The organism is Olleya sp. Ti.3.14, assembly GCF_038154885.1.
Taxonomy (GTDB): domain Bacteria; phylum Bacteroidota; class Bacteroidia; order Flavobacteriales; family Flavobacteriaceae; genus Olleya.
In genome coordinates, this window is record NZ_JBAKAO010000006.1 from 141089 (window position 1) to 163942 (window position 22854).

Sequence of the window (22854 nt, forward strand, 5' to 3'; positions counted from 1 at the left end):
AAAGTGAATCCTGCAGCGCATTATATTTTAAAACAACCGGAACCCTATCGTTCTATATTAATGCATTTGCAGGTTATTATTGAGCATGCAATTCATAATTTTGAATTAAAGTACAAATGGAGCATTCCGTTTTATTACGTAAACGGAATGCCATTTTGTTATTTAAATGCAAGTCATAAAAAACAATTTGTTGATTTGGTTTTTGTTAAAGGCAATCAATTAACTGTTTTTAAGACACATCATGTTATTGAAAATAGAAAAAAAATGATATCATTAAGATACAAGTCTTTGGACAAAATAGATGATACCGTAATTAATGCTGTATTGCAAGAAGCTTTAACGTTGCAATAGACTATAGTCTAAAGCGTCCACCAATTGAAAAAACACGTTGTAAAAACCAAAAATGTTGCGATGCACTCTCATTAGCATTACTTGTTGTTCTAATGTCTGGCATATTAATAAAGCCACCTCTTAAATCTGTTTGAATAAAAAAGTATTTAAAAAAGGTAAGGTTTAAACCTACAGTTGCAGAAAATCCATATCCAGATAAATGAAACTCGTCATAAGTATCTTTACCTAATAATGTCGTATTAGATTTAGGATATAACACTCCAGCACCAAGACCTTCAGTAATATTTAATTGAAATTTATCAGTGTTATTAATTTTAAAGATAGAAGAAATATCATCAAATCTATTTAACTCTAAATACACGTAATTTAACCCATTGGTATGTTCAAATTTTAAAAAATCTTCTGAAACAACATACTCACTTCCATCAAATTCTTGATTAAATACGCTACCTTCTTCATCTGCAGGAAGGTTAACATAACCTGTAACATTCTGGCTGCGATTTCTGTTCATTACATATTTCATATGATCTACACCAAGTGAAATATTGTATTTGTCAGAAATAAAATAACCAGCTTTAAAATTAGTTTGTGGTATGGTCATTCTAGTTGGATTAATATAATCTATATGCCAACCTTTAGGTTTGTCTTCGGCAGTAGCGTTGTCAATAGTGAAGTCATAACCATCACCTTTAAACCTAATGTCAGATTCAGAAAACGTTTCTCTGTTTCCTCCCCAACTGATATAAAACTTTCCTTTGTTGTTAGCAGTGTATTTTTGTAAGTCAATGTTGTCTTGAGCAAATGTTAGTGTTGACAATAGGGTAAGACACACTAAGGCTATTTGCCTTAATAAATGTTTCATTTATTATTATGTTTAAGGGATGTTATAGGCTATTAATAGTTTTTCTAATAGCAGTTAAGTTAGTTAATAACGCTTCCAAGTTGTCTAAATGTAACATATTGGCACCATCACTTTTTGCATTTGCAGGATCAAAATGTGTTTCGATAAATAAACCATCAACATTATTTACAATTCCAGCACGAGCTATAGTTTCAATCATATCAGGTCTTCCACCAGTTACACCAGCACTTTGATTAGGTTGTTGTAAAGAGTGTGTTACATCCAATACAGTTGGTGCATATTGACGCATTGTTGGGATACCTCTAAAGTCCACAATCATATCTTGGTAACCAAACATCGTCCCACGATCTGTAATCCAAGCTTTGTCGCTTCCTGCATCTTTTACTTTTTGTACCGCATGCTTCATTGCTTCAGGACTCATAAATTGTCCCTTTTTAAGGTTAACAACTTTACCTGTTTTTGCAGCAGCAACGACAAGATCTGTTTGGCGTACCAAAAATGCAGGTATTTGTAAAACATCTACATATTGTGCAGCCTTTGCAGCATCGCTAACTTCGTGAATATCTGTAACTGTTGGGATGTCAAATTTTTCAGACACTTTAGCTAATATCTCTAAAGCTTTTTCATCTCCAATACCTGTAAAACTGTCAATCCTACTTCTGTTAGCTTTTTTAAAACTACCTTTAAATACGTAAGGTATTTCTAACTTATTAGTAATAGTAACAACTTTTTCGGCAATTCTATAAGCCATCTCTTCGCCTTCAATAGCACAAGGACCACAAAGTAAAAAAAAGTTGTTGCTAGCTGTATGTTTAATTTTAGGGATATCTTGAAGTGTCATAATCGTAATAATTTATCTTGCAAAGATAAGTTAATTTTCAGAAGATAGTAGACTTGTATTAGGTCTTAACATTTGTTTGATTTTACTATTAGTATGTTTACGATAATACATGGCTAAGCTAATAAAAATCAATACGCTTAATATTACAGAATAAATTATAGAAGTTGTATTTTGTTGTACTTGTAAAACACTTAAATATGGCGAAAATATATACTTACAAATAATACTAAGGGTTAGTGCTATAATAATTGAAACACCTAAAATTTTAAAAGCAATAGCATGATATACTTTTGCTATTTGTGATTTAGAGTATCCTAAAAAATTAAGTTGTGTTATGGTTTGCTTATTTTTTAGAATAAGTAAATTAATGTTGGTAATAACAAGATAAATAGACAATATGGTAATTAATAAGCCAATACCTAAAACAATGCTTAGTATTAATTTTAAGACATAGCTAAGTTTTGAATTTTGAACATCGTTGGATAGGTAATTGTATTTTTTTGAAGCCAAAAATTCTAATAATTTAGGATCAGATGGATTAATAACATCAAGTATAATACGTGAAACTTTATTATCCTTTAAAGGACTTAATTTTTTGTTGGTATAGTTTAAAAAGGATTCTGGAACTAAAATAGAGTTTATTTTTTCTGAAGCATCTAAAATATACGCACGATAATTTTCTGTTTTATGTGTTCCGGATAACGTCAAGTCTATAGGGACTTGTCTAATTATTTTCTCGTTAACTTGTGGTAATCCAGAGCTAGTTGCATATCCAAAATTATATAAATTAATATAGTTTTTAGGAATAATAATTGGTACCTCTTTATCTCCTGGTTGCCATTTCCAATCTTTATTGGTAATGTCTATAAACTCATCAGACACAGCTTCTAGAAACATTTCGGTGGATATTCCTGCGTGATTAGGAAACGTAACACTTGCCAAAACACGATAGGTTCCGTGAGTAAAACCACCTGTTTTATTAATAAAAGGTTGAGCGTTTAACTCTGTAATTTCATTAGATGTAAAAGCATTATCACGTCCTAAGTCCTTATATATTATTAAATTTTGATTGCCTAATAAATCGTTTTTAGAATTAAATAAGGATTGCGTATCAATAAATAATTGCACCACAATTAGTAAAATACCTAGGCCTAAACTAGAGCTTAATGCAAAAAATAATAGTTGTGATTTGTGGACTTGTTTTTTTAAAAGTTGACCTATCATAACAATATTGTTTTTGTGTAGTCAATATTATAAGTATCTCCTAAACTAGCAATTATTAAGGTTGCTTGGTTTGCGGTAACTTCATTATTAATAAGTGCTATAGCGTTAGTAATTTGAGCTTCATCAATATGGCTAAAGGGTTCGTCAAGTAACAACAATTTAAAAGGTTGGCATAATGCTCTGATTATAGCAATACGTTGTTGTTGACCGTAAGATAGGGTTTCAGCTTTTTTATGTGCTAATTGGTCGACCTCTAATTGTGACATCATGTCTAAAATTTCGGCTTCCGTTTTATGATTTGTAAGTATGTTTTTTAACTGAATATTTTCCAATGCTGTCAATTCTGAAAACAGTTTTAAACCCTGAAAAACGATAGCGATTTTTTGTGTCCTAATGGTTGTCCATTCAGCTTCAGAAAACGAAGTAATAGAGGTGTCGTTAAATAAAATTGAGCCTGAAAACCTATTGTTTAAACCATAAATAAAATTAAATAACGAGCTTTTTCCGCTTCCTGATACAGCTTTAACCAAGTATTTAGAATTAGGTTGAAATTCAAAATTTTTACTCCAGACTTCTGACGAAGCTGGAGTAAAATAGTCTGGTATGATGGATTGTATAGTAACTTGCACTTAATCTAGTTTGATTCGGTAGATTCTATTACAGTTTCTTCTATTTCATCTTCATCTGCTTCATCATAATCATCATCTTCTAAAGTGCTCATCATTTTTGCAACTTCGTCACCATATAATATGGATTGTATTAATGAGTTTTTGTTTCCTTTAGTGTAAGTAAAAGATTCGCCTCCATCTGTATCTATAAAATAATGATTTTCGCCATAAAATTTGTTGTAAAGCTCGCTGCTTTTTTCTGTAATGACATCCATGGATTTATTATTGCCATATCTATTGTAACTGCTATAAGGATTGTACATATTGCCTAAACTTTTTGTAAAGTCATTGCTAAGTTGTGCAATGTTTCCTTTTGTGTAAAGGTAAACGCTGTGTGATAATTTATCTTTATGTTTAAAGTCGCTTAAATTGTTGGCAAGTTTTCCGTTACTACTTATTTCATCAGCTTTACTTTGGTCGTTTGTAAAAAAGATGTAATCCTCTGTAATAACCATAAAAGTACTACCGTCTATTTTAAAATAATTGGAGTTTAAGGTTTCTATTTGTGCACCTTTCTTTTTTACAATATTAAAAAATTGGTCAAATTTATTTTTATCATTTAGGGCTACTGTACCATACATGTTGGGTGTTTTTTTATCTACAATTGTATAGGTTTCTTCGTCAGTAAAATAATTGTAATCATAAATAGTGTCTTTTACTGTTTTACCCTCTGTCATAGCAAACATTAGCGAGCCATCAAATATTTTAGAAAAAGATTTAGCATCCATACCTAGTTCTTTTTCTGTGTCACTATTAGATTTTTTTATGTTTTTTCTTAACTCTTCTCTAGCTTGGATAGGTAAATTTTTGTTGTCTTGAAGACTTAAAATATGCTCGTATAAGTTTTCAGGATCAATAGATAATTTTGCAAATAACAATGGGTTATCAGGCAATGCATTAAGCATAGACTTTGAATATGAGGTAGACATCCATTTTTTATAACCAATTAAAGATGTAAAATCATCATTTAGTTTTAAATTGGTTTTAGTGTATATATGGTCTTGCTCAAAGCTACCATAATAAGATAGGTTGTTGTTTTCTAGATTAACATCTAAACCAGCAAAAGTATTTAGTAGTCCATCAAATGCATCTCCTAATGGAGTAGAGGTGATGTGTAAACCCATGTCTTGTTTAGTGTCAAAAAAGGCATCAAAATAGTTGGTTGCTAATATGCAATCTTCTCTTTTTAATGTGGTAAGGTCTTTTAATTCTGCAGCAGCATAATTATTTGCACCAATAATTAAAGCAGTTTTACCATTCCATCCAATTGCAATTTCCTTATTTGCGTAAATAGTAAATTCTTGATCTTTACCAACATTAGTTTCTTTTTCTAAATTAGGAACTTCATCAATCATTGGTTGTATAAAGGCTTCAAAAGACGCTGCATCCTTAATAGGTAATATTAATCCACCAACACCAGATAATCTTTTAAACGTACCAAAACCTAAAATATATTCTTTTCTAAAGGTTTTATCTAAATTATCTTTTGATAGTAACTCTTGCACAAAACGTTTAACCTCTTTAGGTGCTTTGTCCTCGATAAGCGAATTTATATTTAATTGATTAAAATCTAAACCTTTACTTTTTTCTGAAAGCGATTTTAAATTAACATACATGAGACCAATAGCGTCTTTTGGTATAAAGTATGATTCTTCAATTTTTTTACTACAACTAGCAAATAATAAAACGATAAGTAATACAGAGATGATTTTTTTCATGATGTGGTGATAATGGTTTTTAAGTCGTTGATTGAAAAGAATACAAAACTAATGATATATTGTTTTTGAAGAAATTTATTGGTTTAAATTACAAATGTTTTCTTTAAATAGGCCTAACTATCTGTGTCTGTTAAGTTCAAAAAGTTACAATTTTTTAAAATGAATTTGTCAAATATAAATTAAAACGCTTTTTTATATAAAAAATGAGTACCTTTGCACGCTTAAAATAAGGCACAATTATGGCTAATATTAAAAACATTGCAATTATTGCACACGTTGACCACGGAAAAACGACGTTGGTTGATAAAATCATGTACCATTGTCAACTGTTTCGTGAAAACGAAAACACAGGAGACTTAATTTTAGATAATAACGATTTAGAACGTGAACGTGGAATTACGATTACATCTAAAAACGTATCAGTTATTTATAAGGATACTAAAATTAACATTATTGATACACCTGGTCACGCCGATTTTGGAGGAGAAGTAGAGCGTGTATTAAACATGGCAGATGGTGTTGTGTTATTAGTTGATGCTTTTGAAGGTCCTATGCCTCAAACGCGTTTTGTATTACAAAAAGCGATTGACTTAGGGTTAAAGCCTTGTGTGGTTGTAAACAAAGTTGATAAAGAAAACTGTACTCCAGATGAAGTACATGAAAAAGTTTTTGATTTAATGTTCGAGTTAGGAGCAGAAGAGTGGCAATTGGATTTTCCAACAGTTTACGGTTCGGCTAAAAATAACTGGATGAGTGATGATTGGAGAAAAGAAACAACTAACGTTGAGCCTTTATTAGACATGGTTGTGGAGCATGTACCTACACCAGTTTTTCCAGAAGGAACGACACAAATGTTAATTACATCTTTAGATTTTTCTTCATTTACAGGTCGTATCGCGATTGGTAGATTACAAAGAGGAGAATTAAAAGAAGGTCAACAAATATCTTTAGTTAAAAGAGATGGTTCTACAACTAAAAGTAGAGTAAAAGAACTTTTTATATTTGAAGGTTTAGGACGTAAACGTGTTGATAGCGTACAAACAGGAGATATTTGTGCTGTTGTTGGTATTGAAGGTTTTGAAATTGGAGATACTATTGCAGATATCGAAAATCCAGAAGGTTTAAAATCAATTGCTATTGATGAGCCTACAATGAGTATGTTATTTACAATTAACGATTCGCCATTTTTTGGTAAAGACGGTAAATACGTAACATCTAGACACATTAAAGATCGTTTAGAAAAAGAATTAGAAAAAAACTTAGCACTTAGATTAGGTGAAACTGGTAGTGCAGATAAATTTATGGTTTTTGGACGTGGTGTATTACACTTATCAGTTTTGATTGAAACTATGCGTCGTGAAGGTTATGAATTACAAATTGGACAACCACAAGTTATCATTAAAGAAATTGATGGTGTTAAATGTGAGCCAGTTGAAGAGTTAACTATTGACCTTCCTGAAAGTGTATCAGGTAAAGCTGTAGAGTTTGTAACTTTACGTAAAGGTGAATTGTTAAGTATGGAAACAAAAGGAGATCGTATGATTTGCGAATTCTTAATTCCTTCTCGTGGTATTATTGGTTTACGTAACCAATTATTAACTGCAACTGCTGGTGAAGCTATTATGGCACACCGTTTTAAAGAATACCAACCATTAAGAGGTGCTATTCCTGGACGTATTTCAGGATCTTTAATCTCTATGGAAAATGGTAAAGCAATACCTTATTCTATCGATAAATTACAAGATAGAGGTAAGTTTTTTGTTGAGCCAGGAGAAGATATTTACGAAGGTCAAGTAATTGGTGAGAACTCTCGTCAAGATGATATGGCTGTAAACATTACTAAAGCTAAAAAGCAAAGTAACGTACGTAGTTCTGGAGCAGATGATAAAGCTAAGATTGTACCAGCTATCAAATTCTCGTTAGAAGAAGCTTTAGAATATATCCAAAAAGATGAGTATGTAGAGGTTACACCAAACCATATTCGTTTACGTAAGATCTATTTAACAGAAAACGATCGTAAGAGAAATAAGATTGCTTAATATTAGATTAGTTGTAAATACAACGGTCTAAATTATATAATATTAAAAGAGGTTTCTAGTTTAGAAACCTCTTTTTTTGTTTACTACTAAACCTATCTTTTTGTTTTAAGATAGATCTAAAATTGGTTAATCAAAGCACTTGCAGTTTCATACTTTTAAATTTAGGTTTACTGCAGTACATACTGTGTCTACCCTTATATTTATTCAGCAATTGGCTATAACTTATTTTTATAGTAAATTCTTCAATAAAAATTAGTACTTTCATTGCTTAAATAAAAGTGCGCTATTTTTTCTTTAACCATATATTCCGCTAAACATAAAAAGCTTTGGAACAGTTTTATTACTGAATCCAATAATGGAACATTTTTATTAAATCGAAATTTTATGGAATACCATAAAGAACGATTTAATGATTTTTCAGTGCTTATTTTTAAAGGTGAAAAACTAATTGCGGTTTTACCAGCAAATAAGGTTGGTGACACACTACATTCTCATCAAGGATTAACGTATGGTGGATTGGTGACACATAAGGCTCTAAAATTTAATGAAGTCTTAGAGGTCTTTAAATTGCTTTTACAGTTTTTAAAAGATCAAGATATATTGTATTTAAATATTAAGAGCTTACCTTCAATTTATGCTTCAGGACCAGACAGTCAGTTAGCCTATTTAATGTTTTTACTAAAAGCTAGTGTAGTAAGGCGTGATGCATTATCTGTAATTGATTATAACTTTATGCCAGAATCTATTTCTAGTAACAGAAAAAGAGGCTTTAAAAAAGGACAAGCTAATAATTTAGTAGTAAAGGAGGAAAGCAGTTTAGAAAATTTTTGGAATGCTATTTTAATTCCTAATCTAAAAGCACAACATAATGTCAAACCAGTGCATACCTTAGAAGAAATGACATTGCTGCAATCCCATTTTCCAAATAATATACGACAGTTTAATGTATATAAAGGCGATACCATTGTAGCTGGAACAACTGTTTTTGAAACTAAAAATGTCGCACATGCGCAGTACATTTCGGCTAATAGTGATAAGCAAGAACTTGGTAGTTTAGATGTATTGTTTCAGTATTTAATACATACCGTTTTTAAGGATAAATTATTTTTTGATTTTGGTACATCAAATGTAAATAATGGATTAAATATTAACAAAGGACTATTGTATTGGAAAGAAAGTTTTGGAGCTAGAATGATTGTACAAGACTTTTATAGTGTTAGTACAAGAAATCACGAATTATTAAATTCAGTGTTTATATGATCAAATTTTTAGACCTACCAAAGATAAACGCAAGATTTGAGACCCAATTTAAAAACCAATTTGATTCGTTTTTAAATACAGGACAATACATATTAGGCGATGGTGTTAATACCTTTGAAACTAGCTTTGCAGCCTTTTGTGGAACTAAACATTGTATTGGTGTTAGTAACGGTTTTGACGCCTTAGTTTTAATTTTCAAAGGATATATGGAACTTGGTATTTTAGATAAAGGAGACCAAGTTATTGTGCCTGCTAATACATTTATTGCTTCCATTTTGGCTTTGTTAGAAGTTGGGTTGGAACCAATCTTGGTGGAGCCTAATCCAATGACCTTTAATATTGAAGCTAAAGACATACAAAAAAGTTTATCCCATAAAACTAAAGCTATTTTAGTAGTGCATTTATATGGTCAGCTTAGTGATATGGAAGCCATAAATAGTTTAGCAAATCAAAAACAATTATTAGTTATTGAGGATGCAGCACAAGCACATGGAGCTTTACATAAAAGTTTAAATACAAAAGCAGGAAATTTAAGTGATGCTGCAGCGTTTAGTTTTTATCCAAGTAAAAACTTAGGAGCTTTAGGAGATGCAGGTGCAATTACCACCAATAATAGCCAATTAGCTGACATGATTTTTAAATTAAGAAATTATGGTACTAGCACTAAATATGAAAATGAAGTACTAGGCGTTAATAACAGAATGGACGAAATACAAGCTTTATTTTTGGATATAAAGCTTAAAGCGTTAGAAAAGGATAACAGCCATAGGCAATCTATAGCTAAACAATATATATCCAAAATCAACAATAATAAAATAAAACTGCCTTTTTATGATGGTACTAAAAACCATGTATTTCATTTATTTGTGATTTTAGTGGATAATAGACAACAGTTTTTAGACTATTTAAAAGTAAATAATATAGAAGCAGCAGTACATTATCCTATTCCGCCACATAAACAAGTTGCGCTTCAACGATTTAACCATTTAAAATTTCCAATAACAGAAAAAATTCACGAAACTTGTGTAAGCTTACCTATTAGTCCAATAATGACTAGTTTAGAGGTAGATACAGTGATTGAAAAATTGAATAATTACTAATTGAAAAAAGTTCTAGACTACATAAATAATAATGTCCTAGTTAAGGTAGCTTCCCTTAATTCTGTATCTGTAATTGTAAAAATTATAGCTGGATTTTTAACATCCAAATTTATAGCATTATTTGTGGGTTCAGAGGGTATGGCATTAGTTGGTAACTTACGTAATTTTGTAGGTTCTGTGCAATCCTTATCCATTTTAGGACTTTACAAAGGTGTCGTAAAGTATATCGCTCAGTTTAAAGATGATGCTTTTCAATTAAGTAAAACAATTTCTACCGTATTTTACATGGGATTTTGTTCTACACTATTAATGTCTATTCTAGTTTATTTTAAAGCAGAATTTATTAATGATTTAATTTTTAAAGATTACAACAATTACGCGTACGTTATTAGGATATTTTCTATGGCACTTCCGTTTTACGCGTTAAATATGTTTGCTTTTTCCATAATGAATGGCTTTGCAAAATATAAATACTTGATTGTATTTAATATTTTTGGTCAAATTTTAGGTGCTGTTATTACCATTTTACTGATTTGGCAAGAAAAAATTGATGGTGCATTAATTGCAGTTGTGATAGCAGAGTCCATTATTTTTTTAATAACACTTGTAGGTATTGCAAACCGAAAAAACTTTATTCCATTAATTAAAGCCAGTAATTTTAGTTTAAACTTTGCTAAAAAGCTTGGGTCATACTCAGGAATGGCGTTGTTTTCTGCAATTATTTTACCCTTAGTTGCAATATTAATTAGAAGTTATATTATTGATAATATAGGTTTAGAACAAGCTGGTTTTTGGGAAGCAATGAATCGGATTTCTAAATATTACTTACTATTTGTAAGTACATTATTAACCATGTATATTTTACCTAGATTCTCTGAAATAGACAATATAAAGGATTTTAGAAAAGAAGTGTTTAGTTTTTATAAAACAATAATTCCAATATTTGCTTTAGGTTTAATTGTCGTTTATTTTTTAAGAGGTTTTATTGTTAGTTTAGTTTTTACTGAAGAATTTAGACCAGTTGAAGACTTGTTTTTATGGCAATTATTAGGCGATTTTATCAAAGTACTTTCAATTGTTATAGCTTACCAATTTTTAGCTAAACGTATGTTTTGGCATTATATAATTACCGAAGCTTTTTCAGTTACAACATTGTACTTTACTAGCAAGTATTTTATAGACGAGTTTGGTTTAGTTGGAGCTAATATGGCACATTTTGCAACTTATGTTATGTACTACGCTATTATCTTACTAATTTTCTATTCGTCATTATTTGGTGTGATTCCGGATAAATTAGAAGAGGATTAACTAGTTTTTATTCCAAGTATCTAAATAACGTTGCGCTACTGTAATGTAATCATGATGTTGCTTTATAAATGCGCTGGCATAGCTTCCCATGATTTGTATTTGATTTGGATTATTAATTAGCCATTCAAGTTTTTCAACTAAATAATCCGCATTAGGTAAAGCGTTAATAGCAACACTATTTTCTTTTAAGTTATAATATTGTAACCATTCTTTTTCTGCTCCTGTAAATAGCACTTTACCTTTATACATGGCTTCTAATGCATTGTATCCTTGGTCATATGAATAGACTTGATCTAATATTATATGTGCTTGATCGTAGCTTTGTATGTACTTAGTATAGGGTAGGTCTGTAGTGCTAGATATACTAACTTTTTCAGGATATTTATTAGCAATAATTTGCAACGCTTCAGAAAAATAATTGGCACCTTTTTTTAAACTTGATGTCGAGTTAATACCATGGAAAATATGAATTTTACCATTTGTTTTTAATGGTTTAAATTCTAATAAATCAGTATTAATTGGATTTGGGATTAACCCTAAATATTTAGAATGGTTTATATAAGCTCTGTGGTAATCTATATCAGAACAAATAACACCATTAATATTTTTGTTTATAAACTCATGTAAGTTTTTATAAGCTTCTGTGGTGTATTTTAACGAAAAATTAAATGTGTTTTTTAAAGTAATATTGTTTAAATAAGGTGTTAAAACAGAATAGCCATTTGCTGGATTTAAAAAATAATTTATGGTTACATGATCTTCTCCACAAGCCAATAAATAGATAGACTTATTTTGCTTAAAAAGCTGTGAGTATAATTTTATAGATTGTTTTGGTGTTACGCCAAGTGCATCTTCATTTATTAATTGGACAACATCAAAATTTTTAAATTGTGGTAATAATTTTTTAAACTGCTGATAGTATTCATTTTGAATCAAATTAACACCAAAAAGTCTAATTAATCCAGAGTTTAATAGTCTTAAAAAGCGATTATTTTTGATTTTTGAAGTTAACAGATAATCAGATTCAAATTGTTTTAAGCCATCACCAGAACTAACTAAAGTCACCTGATGTCCTAAAGCAATCAAACCTTCTTTTAAAGAATTGTGTAGTCTGCTATATTCGCCAATTAATAATATCTTCATTTATATTTTATACATTTGTTTTCAAAGATAGAAGTTAATGGGCAATGCCAAAAAGAAAGATGTGAAATTAGAGTTGTTAGTAGCAACAATGTTTCAGACATCTATAGATTTTCTATCAAATATGTTTCCAAGTAGTTCTTTTAAAAATTATAACATCCTGATAATTAATCAAACAGATCAATCTCACATATTGGAGTCGACTGTGGATAATATTAGAGTAATAAATAGTTTTGAAAAAGGTTTGGCTAAAAGCCGAAACATGGCAATAAAAAACACGATTGGTCAGTTATGTTTAATTGTAGATGATGATGTTAAGTTTAAACCAGATTTTGATAAAATTATTTTAGAAGCATATAATAGTAATCCTAATGCAGCTATTATAACTTTTAAAATGGAAGATTTTGAAGGTAATTTATTTAAAAATTATCTTCAAGTTAAGTGTCATGATTTAGAGTCTATTAAAGAAGTTAACTCTGTAGTGATTACGTTTAACACTAAATTAGTAAAGCAAAACAGACTGCTTTTTAATGTCAATTTTGGATTAGGGTCCACTTTTGAAACCGCAGACGAATATATTTTTATGCGAGAGGCTTTAAAATTAAATATGCAGACTATATTTGAGCCCAAGGTATTATTGTCGCATCCGTTTTTTAGTTCAGGCAAAGACTCTGGAAATGACAAATTAGTATATGCCAGAAGTGCCTTATATTACAAATATTCTGGTGTATTGGGATATTTAAAATTATGTAAATATTTATACATTGTACATAAGCAAGGTGCAATAAAAACAAATCAAATTATTAAAAAATTTAAAGTAGGTTTAAAAGGAATTTCAACTTATAAAAATCTAGTTAAATTAGGAATTGAAAAGTCTTAAAATGAAATTAAAATCAACGACTGTGAACGCAGTATCTATTATAGAAATACCTAAAATCACTGATGAAGAAGGACGTGGTAATTTATCAGTTATAGAAAAGGATTGCGTTCCATTTGATATCAAACGTGTATATTATTTATACGATGTACCTAGTGATGCCTATAGAGGAGGTCATGCTCATAAAGCTTTATTTCAGTTTTTAATACCCTTAAGTGGTAGTTTTGATGTGATTTTAAAAGATGGTAAAAACACTAAAACAGTCAGTTTAAATAAGCCTAATAAAGGGTTGATGATTGTACCAGGTATTTGGAGAGAACTTGAAAATTTTTCTTCAGGAGCAGTATGTTTAGTCTTAGCATCAGAAGTTTACAATGAAGAGGATTATGTTAGAGATTATAGCGAATTTGTATTACTTAAAAGCTGATAAGTAAATGTTATTTTTTATTAAAAAACTATGAAGCTTTTTTAATCCAATTAAAATAGAGGTAGGACAATTTACAAGGACTTTTTGTTTATAGTTTAAATTTTTAAAATCGATGTCTTGCTTTGCTTTTTTAGCGTCAATAGGTTGGTCTAATAATTTATAACGAATTACTAATGCATATCTATTTATGTCTAAATACTTTTTTAATGATGCGTTGTTTTGTGCTTCATTTTTATAATTATTAATTAGTAAATATCTGTCCTCATTATAATCACGATTTGATAAACTAGATTGATCAAAGAAGTTATAGAGCATTGTTATTTTGGGATTAAAAGCGATTTTGCCAATTAAACCAAATTTAATCCACAAATCAATATCTTGTCCTGTTCTTAATGTAGTATTATATCCATTTACTTTTAAAAAGTCCTGTTTCTTAAAAGCAACGGAAGATGAAGTAGGAATAAAATTAATAATGTTGGCTTTAAAAAAGTCGTTAATTATCAAGCAACTATTGTCATATTCAAAATTAAATTTAGATTTAGTTATAAACCCATCATGACGTTTAATATTATAATTGGTACAAAACAGTATAGCCTCAGGGCAAGTGTTTATGCATTTTTTTAGTTCTAATAGATGATTTTTATCCCAAATATCGTCAGCGTCTAATGTGGCAATATAGCTTCCGTTTGAGGCTGCAATAGCAGTATTTCTTGCTATGGATGCGCCTTGATTTTCTTGTTGGATGACTGTTATTTTGTCATTATTTAGACTTTTGACTAGTGCTAAACTTTGATCAGTACTGCCATCGTCGACTATTACAATATCAAAATTTTGAAAACTTTGTTGTAAAACAGATGTAATAGTTTTTAAAACATATTTTTCCTTGTTATAAAGCGGTATAATTACAGAAAAAAAAGACATTATAATTATTAAATTTTGGTTATTTGGTTTGTTATGGACCTACAGTTTTAATATGCTGTAGCAGTTTTTCAAATCTAAGCATTAATATAGATTTATAAATAGACAAGTGGATAATTTTCAAAGTGATATATTTACAAATGATATTATTATTTAATTAATGAATTCTTTTTTTAAAAACGCATTACTTTTTACCATTCCGTTAATCTTAGTTTTTATTGCTATAGAATGTTTTTATAGGTGTGTTCCAAATAATTATTCATACAAAAACAAGCAAATACAAACGCAATATGGTAATATAGAAACACTAGTTTTTGGGGATTCTCATGCATTTTATGGAATAGATCCTAAAGGTTTTGACGGACCAACCTTTAATATTTCTAATGTTAGCCAATCCATATATTTTGATAAGTTATTGTTTGAAAAACATGTGGATAGTTTTCCTAAACTAAAAAACATTATTTTAACTATTGCATATACAACGCTAAGTGAGGTAGATGATAAGTTAGACTTAAAATGGCGAAAGTATTTTTATAAAAACCATATGGGATTAAACATTCCTTTGATCTCTAAATATGATTTAAAACAACATAGTCTTGCATTAGTAAACAAACTATCCAAAACCATTAAATATGTCAGAGATTATTTTAAAGACGGTACTTTAGTAACTAGTGATACTTATGGATTTATTACAACTAATTTAGTTAAAAATAGTACTAAAGATTTAGATGGTTTTGCTACACGTGTTGCTTTAAACCATGAAGATGGATTGTTAGATTTTACTCAAAATATCAATAGGATTCAAGAAATTATCAAGCAATGTCAGTCTAGAGATATTAACGTGTATTTAGTAAGTTTACCAGTTAATTATAGGTATGTAAATTTAGTAAATTCTAAAAAAGTAACTAAAATTTACGATACAGCAAATGCTTTAGCATTAGGCAATAGTAATACAACGTATATCAACTTGTTTGAAGATAACCGATTTGATGATTCAGATTTTTTTGATGCTAATCACCTTAATGTTAAAGGTGCTAAAAAATGTACAGTAATTTTAAACCAAATTATACAGTAGTCTTACGCTGTACCACTTCAAAAATTCTGTTATCGTCACATTTTAATGTTTTACTTGGGTATTTTAAAAGTAAAGCATAATCATGAGTTGCCATTAAAATAGTATTACCATTTTTATTAATGTCTTGTAATACTTCCATAACTTCAATACTGGTTTGTGGGTCAAGATTACCAGTTGGCTCGTCTGCTAAAATTAATTCAGGATCATTTAACAACGCACGTGCAATTGCAATACGTTGTTGCTCTCCTCCAGACAATTCATGCGGAAATTTAAAACCTTTAGTTTTCATGTCAACTTTGTCCAAAACAGAAGCGACACGCTCATTCATTTTAGTTTTATCCTTCCAACCTGTTGCTTTTAGTACAAATAGTAAATTGTCATTAATGGTACGGTCAGTCAATAATTTAAAATCTTGGAAAACAATGCCTAGTTTTCTTCGTAAAAACGGAATGTCTTTTTCCTTTAAAGACGGTAAGTCAAACTCAACAATATGTCCTTCACCTTGTGATAATTTTAAATCACCATATAAGGTTTTCATAAAACTACTTTTACCAGAACCTGTTTTACCAATTAGATAAACAAACTCTCCTTTTTTAACTTCTAAATTAACTTCAGAAAGGATTAGACTTTCACCCTGAAAAATAGAGGCGTTTTTTAATTCTAAGACAGTGTTTGACATAAAAAGTTTTATTTTTTTGAAGTAATAACGTCTTTGTAAGACCAAATATTATTGATGACAAAGTAAACAATTAATGGGAAAAATGGAAAACAAAATCTACTATTGTTTCCGTAGGCAATTAATGCTTGTGCTAAGGATCCTGACAGGATTATACAAACTATAAAAAGATCAGGATCATAGGTACACATTTTGTTTTTAAAAAAAAGGATTATTTTTTTGAAAGCAAACATTAGAAATAAAATATTAAATATTATTAAGGCAAAGCGTTGTATGTAAATCCACACTAGCAACGTGCCTTGCTTGAAATAAACATTGTTTATCTTTTCAATATTCCAATAAAAACTACTTTGATTACCCCAAAAAAGTAGCCAAGATTTACCTACTTGTTTTAAATAAAGTAAGGGGTTGTCTTTTATAACCTGTTTAGAGATGTCTCCTAGTTTAAAATACAGGTCTTGTTGAGATAAATTTGTGACTTGCAATAACTCAACCTGTGCGTCCCAAACACTCATAGCTTCAATTTTTGGATTGTGTATAAGTATAGAGTCTCTATGTCTAACTATAATATCTCTAATTTGTGCATGTTCGTCTTTTGCTAGTTCAAAAAAAGGAGTTGCTGTTTGTGTTAAATTAATTCCAAAATATGCAGTATTGGTAAAGTGTCCAATGGTTTTTTTATTATAGTTGTTCCACATATAATAGGTCAATAGTGGCAAGCTTAAAACGATTGTGCTTTTTAAAATAACCGATTTTAAATTAGTTTTAAAAGATGCTACAATAAAAAACAAGGCAAAACCTATAGGAACATATATAAAAAAAGGTCTTGTAAGATATAACCAAGTTAGTGTTAACGATAATAAAAAGTAAAAGTACCATTTGGTTTTGCTTATAAATAATCTGCAATAGACTATTAGCCATATACTAAAGATTAATAAAAAAGTAGTTAATGTTTCCGTTAGAATAGCAAAATCAAATAGTACAACATTAGCAAAAGATGTAAATATAATGGCAGTCCAAAAGCCAATTACTTTATCCTTACTAAGGACACTAGTAATGCTATATGTAAAATAGGTTGTAATTACACCTAAAATTAATTGGAAACCTACAACCCAAGTTAAATTATATCCAAAAAGATTGATAATTACTGGTAGTCCAGGTGTTCTTTTTCCGTCATAACCAGTTAAATCAAAAACAGTTTTTGATAAATTAATATAATCTTCAGAGTCAGGAAATAGGGTTACTGTATTATAAAAAACAACAAAAATAAAACGAATAACTATAGCATAAATAACAACTAAAAGTCCTGCATGATTAGTTATTAAATGTTGTAATTTATTCTTGGTAGACATTTATGGGATTGTTTTAAATAAGACTGTAAATATAGAATAATTAAATCTACCTTTTTTTGATAATATATTAAGTCGGTTTATAATTATTAGTTAAATCTATCGTTAGAGATATAGATTAATTTATCTTTGATTTTGAATTTAAAAATAGTATCAATGTTAGTAAAAAAACAGCTTACATTTTTCATTACCATAGTCTTTTGTTTCCAGTTACTTGGACAAGAAACTGCAGTTTATACCAATAGTCTAGGCGATTATCAAAAAGCGTTACAGCTTTATAATAGTCAGCAATATTTAGCCTCTCAAAATTTGTTTAGTCAAATTAAAAAAGAGACGCAAGACCAAAACGTAAAAAGTAATTGTGCTTTTTATATAGCCAATGCAGCCATAAGATTAAATCAGCAAAATGCAGACGTTTTAATGGAGCGTTTTGTGGAAGATTATCCAACAAGTACTAAAAAAAATACGGCATTTTTAGATGTTGCAGAATATTACTTTGCTAATGGTAAATACGCCTATGCTCAAAAGTGGTATGCAAAAGTAGACGAGAATGGACTGTCTAAAGCAGATAAGGAATCTTATAACTTTAATAATGGTTATGCTTCATTTACAACTAAAAACTATAAAGATGCTAAAAAGTATTTAACACGTGTAGAGACCTCTCAAAAATATGGTTCTCAGGCTAAATATTATTTAGGCTTTATGTCCTATGAAGGTGATGATTATGATGGAGCTAATAAGTATTTTGAGCAAGTTGGTCAAGAAGAAAAATATAAAGAAAAACTAAGTTACTATCAGGCTGATTTAAACTTCAAATTAGGGAAATTTGATAAAGCAATAGAGCTAGCTAAATCTAAACTAGAAACTAGTGACAGAGACGAAGTTTCAGAATTAAATAAAATTATAGGTGAAAGTTATTTCAACTTAGAAAAATATGACGAAGCGATTCCATACCTAACCCAATATAAAGGTAAAAAAGGAAAATGGAGTAATACAGATTATTACCAATTAGGTTACGCTTACTACAAGCAAAAGGATTATGATAAAGCCATTTCAGAATTTAACAAAATTGTAAGTGCAGATAATAGTGTAGCTCAAAATGCATACTATCACTTAGGAGAAAGCTATGTTAATGTAGGCAAAAAACAAGAAGCGTTAAATGCTTTTAGAAACGCCTCTCAAATGGATTACGATTTAAAAATCCAAGAAGACGCCTGGTTAAACTACGCTAAAATTAGTTACGAAATTGGTAACGCTTATCAATCGGTACCTCAAATACTAACAGGTTATTTAGATAAATATCCAGACACACAATACAAAGATGAGGTAGAGGTATTACTAATAGACTCGTACATTACCTCTAAAAACTATAAGGAAGCTTTAGAGTTGTTGAAAAATAAAAACAGCTTTGAAAGCAAAGTAGCGTTACAAAAAGTAGCGTTTTACAGAGGTTTAGAATTATATAACGAAAGTAAATACCAAGAGGCAGAAACCCTTTTTGATAAATCTTTGAAAGAACAACAAAATCAAAAATTTACTGCAAGAGCAACATTTTGGAAAGCCGAAACAGATTATAATCTAACCAACTACGAAGATGCCTTAATTGGGTTTAAACAATTTAAACAACAAGGTGAAGCTTCGTCAACAAAAGAATTTGAAAACTTAGATTACAATATAGCTTACACGTATTTTAAGCAAAAAAACTACGATCAATCAACAGTGTTTTTTAATCAATTTATTCAGAAAAATCAATCGGATAAAGTTAGGTTAAACGATGCGTATTTACGTTTAGCAGATGGTTATTTTGTGTCTAGTCGTTATACTGAAGCTATAACAGCTTATGAAAAAGCGATGCAAGTAGGCAAGATTGAAAATGACTATGCGTATTTTCAAAAAGCGATGAGCTACGGTTACATTGGTAAAGAAGGTGATCAAACAAATCAATTAGAACAATTTATTGCAAAATACCCAACTTCAAAATTACGTGATGATGCTATGTATGCTTTAGGTAATAGCTACGTAAAAGCAGGTAAAGATGCTAAAGCAATAGCTATTTATAGCCAATTAAAAAAAGAATATAGTACTAGTCCATTTACTAGTAAAGCCCAATTGCGTCAAGGATTAGTATATTATAACGCAAGTCAAAACCAACAAGCATTATCAACCTTTAAGTCCGTTGCCAAAGACTATCCAAGCACACCAGAAGCTAATCAAGCAGTAGCAACAGCAAGACTTATTTATATAGATTTAGGTAAGGTAGATGAGTATGCATCTTGGGTTAGAACTTTAGATTTTGTAGAAGTTACAGATGCTGATTTAGACAATGCAACGTATCAAGCTGCAGAAAAACAATATCTAGACGAAAACGTAAATGAAGCTATCAAGCAATTTAATGGGTATTTAAATCAGTTTTCTAATGGATTACATGCCACTCAAGCTCATTTTTACTTAGCACAATTGTACTTTAAAAAAGATTTAAAATCTAATGCAGAGCCTCATTATGCTTATGTAGTCGGTAAATCTCAAAGCGAATTTTCAGAAGAAGCCTTATTGCGCTTATCTCAAATTCAGTTAGATAAAAAAGATTGGAATGCAGCAATACCAACCTTAAAACGTTTAGAGGCAGAAGCAAACTTTCCGCAAAACAGCTTATTTGCACAGTCTAATTTAATGCAATCTAATTATCAATTAAATAATTATAATCAAGCAGTCGCTTACGCGGAAAAAGTGCTAGGTAATGGTAATTTAGATAACAAAATTAGAAGTGATGCTCATGTTATCATTGCACGTTCGGCAATTAAAACTAACGATGTTGCTAAAGCAAGAATAGCTTATGCACAAGTCGAAACGTTTGCAACTGGTGAAACTGCAGCAGAAGCACTATACTATAATGCATATTTTAAAAATAAAGATGGTTTATACGCAGAGTCTAACCAAGTGACACAACGTTTAGCTAAAGATTATTCCGGTTATAAATATTATGGAGCTAAAGGTTTAGTCGTAATGGCTAAGAATTTTTATGCCTTAGGTGACGCGTTTCAAGCGACATACATTCTAGAAAGTGTTATCAAAAATTTTAGCAATTTTGAAGATGTAAAAACAGAAGCACAAACCGAATTGAATAAAATTAAAACAGAAGAAGCTAAAACAAACTCTTCAGTAATATCTGAAGACTAATAACAGCAATCGACACAATCGTAATTCATAAATATAAATTATGTTTAGTACAAAAAAGCAAATCATTATAACGATAGCATCACTATTAATCACTGTCTTCGCTTTTGCACAAGAAAGAGAAGGAGATACCATTCAAACAGGAGTTATAGATGTTGTTAAACCATATACGCCTAGTATTTCTGACGCTTTTAAAGTTAAAGAAACACCTACCTTAGACGACACAGAGACTGCAACTAAAAAAGAAGTAAAATATAATATTTTTTCATTTCCTGTAGCCTCTACTTTTACACCTGCAAAAGGAAAAGCAGCAGTTGTGGATAAAGCAAAAAAAGTTAAGTTGTACGATAACTATGCTACCTTGGGTGTTGGTACATACACTACAGTAGTTGGAGAAGCGTATCTTAATCATGCTATTGGTAGAGATCAGATTTTTAGTGCATATGTAGGACATCACTCGTCACAAGGTGATATAGAAAATGTATTGACAGACAACGGATTTTCAGATTCAAAACTTAATTTAACATATACTAAAAAAGATCGTGATTATAGTTGGACTGCTTTAGGTGGTTTCCAATACCAAACGTACAATTGGTATGGCTTACAACAACCACTATTTAATCAAGCAACAGCAGATAGTTTAGATGTTGGTCATAGTTTTATTAACGGTTATGTTGGAGGAGATATTACTTTTGAAGACGCTATAGTATCCTCAGGAAGCTTTTTATATAGACGCTTCGGAGATAACTTGGGATCAGGAGAAAATAGATTTAAAGCCAATGCAATTGGTACAATTAATATTCAGGATAACGATGTAGATATTGAAGTGTTTACAGATTATGTTGGTGGTAGTTTTGATAAAGCTTATGCAGATCCTAATCAGATTAACTATGGTAACTTTCAGATTGGTTTAGCACCAACTTTTCAATTAAAACAAGACGACTTAACTGTAGATTTAGGTGTTAAGGCTGTGTATTTAAATGATACCGAAGCAAGTAAAAGTAAGTTTTTCATTTATCCAAATATAGCAGCAAGTTACAGGTTGGTGGATGAGGTTTTAATTGCTTTTGGAGGAGTAACAGGAGGATTAAATCAAAATTCGTATTATGATTTTGCTCAAGAAAATCCATTTGTCTCACCAAATCTTTTTATAGCACCAACAGACCAGCAGTATAAGGCATTTGCAGGAATAAAAGGTAAGCTGTCTAATACAATGAGTTACTCAGTTAGCGGAAATTATTATTCAGAAAAAAACAAAGCACTTTACACAAACAATGATATTACAACAACCTCAGAGCCATATACATTTGGTAACTCGTTTAGTTTAGTTTATGACGATGTGACTACTTTTAGTGTTGCTGGAGAATTAAATGTTGACATAAACCGTAACTTTACATTAGGCATTAAAGGAGAGTATTTTTCTTATGATGTAACCAATCAAATGGAAGCATGGAATTTACCAGACTTAACAGCTTCTGTCTTTTTAGATTATCAAATAACCGATCAATGGTTTGCAGGAGCTAATCTATTTTATGTAGGTGAGCGTAAGGATCAATTTAATATTCCTAACTTGATTAGTCCAAACACAGGTATTGTAACCTTAGATAGTTATTTTGATGCTAATGCACATGTTGGTTATCATATAAATGACCGTTTTTCAGTGTTTGCTAAAGCTAATAATATTGTAGGAGAGGAGTATACTAAATGGCAAAACACACCTGTTCAAGGTATACAGTTTCTAGCAGGAGCAACGTATAAATTTGATTTTCAGTAAAAATAAATAATTCACTTATAGGTTTTAAACTACCTAATATTTTAAATTTAAAGCCTCTATTTGAGGCTTTTTT

At 30.1% G+C, this 22854-nt stretch carries 19 protein-coding genes; 10 read left to right on the plus strand and 9 right to left on the minus strand.

The genetic code is table 11. The features are described from left to right. The first annotated feature begins 3 nt into the window (after positions 1-3). The gene (locus V6251_RS10100) at positions 4-351 is read left to right on the plus strand and encodes a DUF1801 domain-containing protein (RefSeq protein WP_341588129.1); all 348 of its coding nucleotides are present in this window, start codon (positions 4-6) and stop codon (positions 349-351) included. Between the two features lies 1 nt (position 352). On the opposite strand, the gene V6251_RS10105 is transcribed toward V6251_RS10100, so the two are convergent. Genes V6251_RS10105 through V6251_RS10125 form a run of 5 tightly spaced genes read right to left on the minus strand, consistent with a single transcriptional unit; the run spans position 353 to position 5664 of the window. Further along, positions 353-1213 carry a hypothetical protein gene (locus V6251_RS10105; protein WP_341588130.1) on the minus strand — a complete coding sequence of 287 codons (861 nt, stop codon included), beginning with the start codon at positions 1211-1213 and terminating at the stop codon, positions 353-355. Positions 1214-1235: 22 nt separating this feature from the next. Beyond that, entirely contained in the window at positions 1236-2054 is an 819-nt protein-coding gene (gene kdsA / locus V6251_RS10110; RefSeq protein ID WP_099569863.1) for a 3-deoxy-8-phosphooctulonate synthase, read from the minus strand. A gap of 30 nt (positions 2055-2084) precedes the next feature. Continuing rightward, positions 2085-3278 (minus strand): FtsX-like permease family protein, encoded by a 1194-nt coding sequence (locus V6251_RS10115; RefSeq protein ID WP_341588131.1) that lies wholly within the window; start codon positions 3276-3278, stop codon positions 2085-2087. Continuing rightward, a complete protein-coding gene (locus tag V6251_RS10120) occupies positions 3275-3907 on the minus strand; it encodes an ATP-binding cassette domain-containing protein (protein ID WP_341588132.1) in 633 nt (210 codons plus the stop codon). Before V6251_RS10120 ends, V6251_RS10115 begins: the two co-directional genes overlap by 4 nt. Positions 3908-3912: 5 nt before the next feature. Further along, positions 3913-5664, minus strand: a complete 1752-nt coding sequence (locus tag V6251_RS10125) for a hypothetical protein (protein ID WP_341588133.1) — start codon at positions 5662-5664, stop codon at positions 3913-3915. A gap of 239 nt (positions 5665-5903) precedes the next feature. Between V6251_RS10125 and typA the strand changes: the two genes are divergently transcribed. The 4 genes from typA to V6251_RS10145 all read left to right on the plus strand — a co-directional run bounded on the left by typA (position 5904) and on the right by V6251_RS10145 (position 11371). After that, positions 5904-7703 (plus strand): translational GTPase TypA, encoded by a 1800-nt coding sequence (gene typA, locus V6251_RS10130; protein ID WP_292949814.1) that lies wholly within the window; start codon positions 5904-5906, stop codon positions 7701-7703. A 384-nt stretch (positions 7704-8087) separates the two neighbouring features. Continuing rightward, the gene (locus V6251_RS10135) at positions 8088-8963 is read left to right on the plus strand and encodes a GNAT family N-acetyltransferase (RefSeq protein WP_341588134.1); all 876 of its coding nucleotides are present in this window, start codon (positions 8088-8090) and stop codon (positions 8961-8963) included. Continuing rightward, positions 8960-10063, plus strand: a complete 1104-nt coding sequence (locus tag V6251_RS10140; RefSeq protein ID WP_341588135.1) for a DegT/DnrJ/EryC1/StrS family aminotransferase — start codon at positions 8960-8962, stop codon at positions 10061-10063. Before V6251_RS10135 ends, V6251_RS10140 begins: the two co-directional genes overlap by 4 nt. After that, the gene (locus tag V6251_RS10145; protein ID WP_341588136.1) at positions 10064-11371 is read left to right on the plus strand and encodes an O-antigen translocase; all 1308 of its coding nucleotides are present in this window, start codon (positions 10064-10066) and stop codon (positions 11369-11371) included. Here V6251_RS10145 and V6251_RS10150 read toward each other — a convergent pair whose 3' ends face one another. Then, positions 11372-12514, minus strand: coding sequence for a glycosyltransferase (locus tag V6251_RS10150; protein WP_341588137.1), 1143 nt, complete (start codon positions 12512-12514; stop codon positions 11372-11374). It abuts the gene before it with no gap. 37 nt (positions 12515-12551) lie between these two features. Here V6251_RS10150 and V6251_RS10155 point away from each other — a divergent pair, with 37 nt between their 5' ends. Continuing rightward, entirely contained in the window at positions 12552-13391 is an 840-nt protein-coding gene (locus tag V6251_RS10155; protein WP_341588138.1) for a glycosyltransferase family A protein, read from the plus strand. A gap of 1 nt (position 13392) precedes the next feature. Next, complete coding sequence (locus V6251_RS10160) at positions 13393-13815, plus strand: sugar 3,4-ketoisomerase (protein WP_341588139.1); 423 nt, start codon at positions 13393-13395, stop codon at positions 13813-13815. On the opposite strand, the gene V6251_RS10165 is transcribed toward V6251_RS10160, so the two are convergent. Continuing rightward, positions 13801-14736, minus strand: a complete 936-nt coding sequence (locus tag V6251_RS10165) for a glycosyltransferase family 2 protein (RefSeq protein WP_341588140.1) — start codon at positions 14734-14736, stop codon at positions 13801-13803. The two genes, V6251_RS10160 and V6251_RS10165, sit on opposite strands and share 15 nt — an antisense overlap. Positions 14737-14893: 157 nt before the next feature. On the opposite strand from V6251_RS10165, the gene V6251_RS10170 reads away from it, so the two are divergent. Beyond that, positions 14894-15808 (plus strand): hypothetical protein, encoded by a 915-nt coding sequence (locus V6251_RS10170; RefSeq protein WP_341588141.1) that lies wholly within the window; start codon positions 14894-14896, stop codon positions 15806-15808. Here V6251_RS10170 and V6251_RS10175 read toward each other — a convergent pair. Both V6251_RS10175 and V6251_RS10180 read right to left on the minus strand, forming a co-directional pair. After that, positions 15798-16487 (minus strand): cell division ATP-binding protein FtsE, encoded by a 690-nt coding sequence (locus V6251_RS10175; protein ID WP_341588142.1) that lies wholly within the window; start codon positions 16485-16487, stop codon positions 15798-15800. The genes V6251_RS10170 and V6251_RS10175 overlap by 11 nt on opposite strands. 8 nt (positions 16488-16495) lie before the next feature. Then, positions 16496-17836, minus strand: a complete 1341-nt coding sequence (locus V6251_RS10180) for a hypothetical protein (RefSeq protein ID WP_341588143.1) — start codon at positions 17834-17836, stop codon at positions 16496-16498. Between the two features lie 153 nt (positions 17837-17989). Between V6251_RS10180 and V6251_RS10185 the strand changes: the two genes are divergently transcribed. Beyond that, on the plus strand, positions 17990-21010 hold the full coding sequence (locus V6251_RS10185; RefSeq protein WP_341588144.1) for a tetratricopeptide repeat protein: 3021 nt from the start codon (positions 17990-17992) through the stop codon (positions 21008-21010). A 40-nt stretch (positions 21011-21050) separates the two neighbouring features. Beyond that, complete coding sequence (locus V6251_RS10190; RefSeq protein WP_341588145.1) at positions 21051-22781, plus strand: TonB-dependent receptor; 1731 nt, start codon at positions 21051-21053, stop codon at positions 22779-22781. Positions 22782-22854 lie beyond the last annotated feature (73 nt).

Coding starts and splice junctions, on each gene's coding strand:
- V6251_RS10170 (WP_341588141.1), top strand. CDS start 14,894: ATGAATTCTTTTTTTAAAAACGCATTACTTTTTACCATTCCGTTAATC.
- V6251_RS10140 (WP_341588135.1), top strand. CDS start 8,960: ATGATCAAATTTTTAGACCTACCAAAGATAAACGCAAGATTTGAGACC.
- kdsA (WP_099569863.1), bottom strand. CDS start 2,054: ATGACACTTCAAGATATCCCTAAAATTAAACATACAGCTAGCAACAAC.
- V6251_RS10160 (WP_341588139.1), top strand. CDS start 13,393: ATGAAATTAAAATCAACGACTGTGAACGCAGTATCTATTATAGAAATA.
- V6251_RS10150 (WP_341588137.1), bottom strand. CDS start 12,514: ATGAAGATATTATTAATTGGCGAATATAGCAGACTACACAATTCTTTA.
- V6251_RS10125 (WP_341588133.1), bottom strand. CDS start 5,664: ATGAAAAAAATCATCTCTGTATTACTTATCGTTTTATTATTTGCTAGT.
- typA (WP_292949814.1), top strand. CDS start 5,904: ATGGCTAATATTAAAAACATTGCAATTATTGCACACGTTGACCACGGA.
- V6251_RS10175 (WP_341588142.1), bottom strand. CDS start 16,487: ATGTCAAACACTGTCTTAGAATTAAAAAACGCCTCTATTTTTCAGGGT.
- V6251_RS10165 (WP_341588140.1), bottom strand. CDS start 14,736: ATGTCTTTTTTTTCTGTAATTATACCGCTTTATAACAAGGAAAAATAT.
- V6251_RS10185 (WP_341588144.1), top strand. CDS start 17,990: ATGTTAGTAAAAAAACAGCTTACATTTTTCATTACCATAGTCTTTTGT.
- V6251_RS10155 (WP_341588138.1), top strand. CDS start 12,552: ATGGGCAATGCCAAAAAGAAAGATGTGAAATTAGAGTTGTTAGTAGCA.
- V6251_RS10190 (WP_341588145.1), top strand. CDS start 21,051: ATGTTTAGTACAAAAAAGCAAATCATTATAACGATAGCATCACTATTA.
- V6251_RS10115 (WP_341588131.1), bottom strand. CDS start 3,278: ATGATAGGTCAACTTTTAAAAAAACAAGTCCACAAATCACAACTATTA.
- V6251_RS10105 (WP_341588130.1), bottom strand. CDS start 1,213: ATGAAACATTTATTAAGGCAAATAGCCTTAGTGTGTCTTACCCTATTG.
- V6251_RS10180 (WP_341588143.1), bottom strand. CDS start 17,836: ATGTCTACCAAGAATAAATTACAACATTTAATAACTAATCATGCAGGA.
- V6251_RS10135 (WP_341588134.1), top strand. CDS start 8,088: ATGGAATACCATAAAGAACGATTTAATGATTTTTCAGTGCTTATTTTT.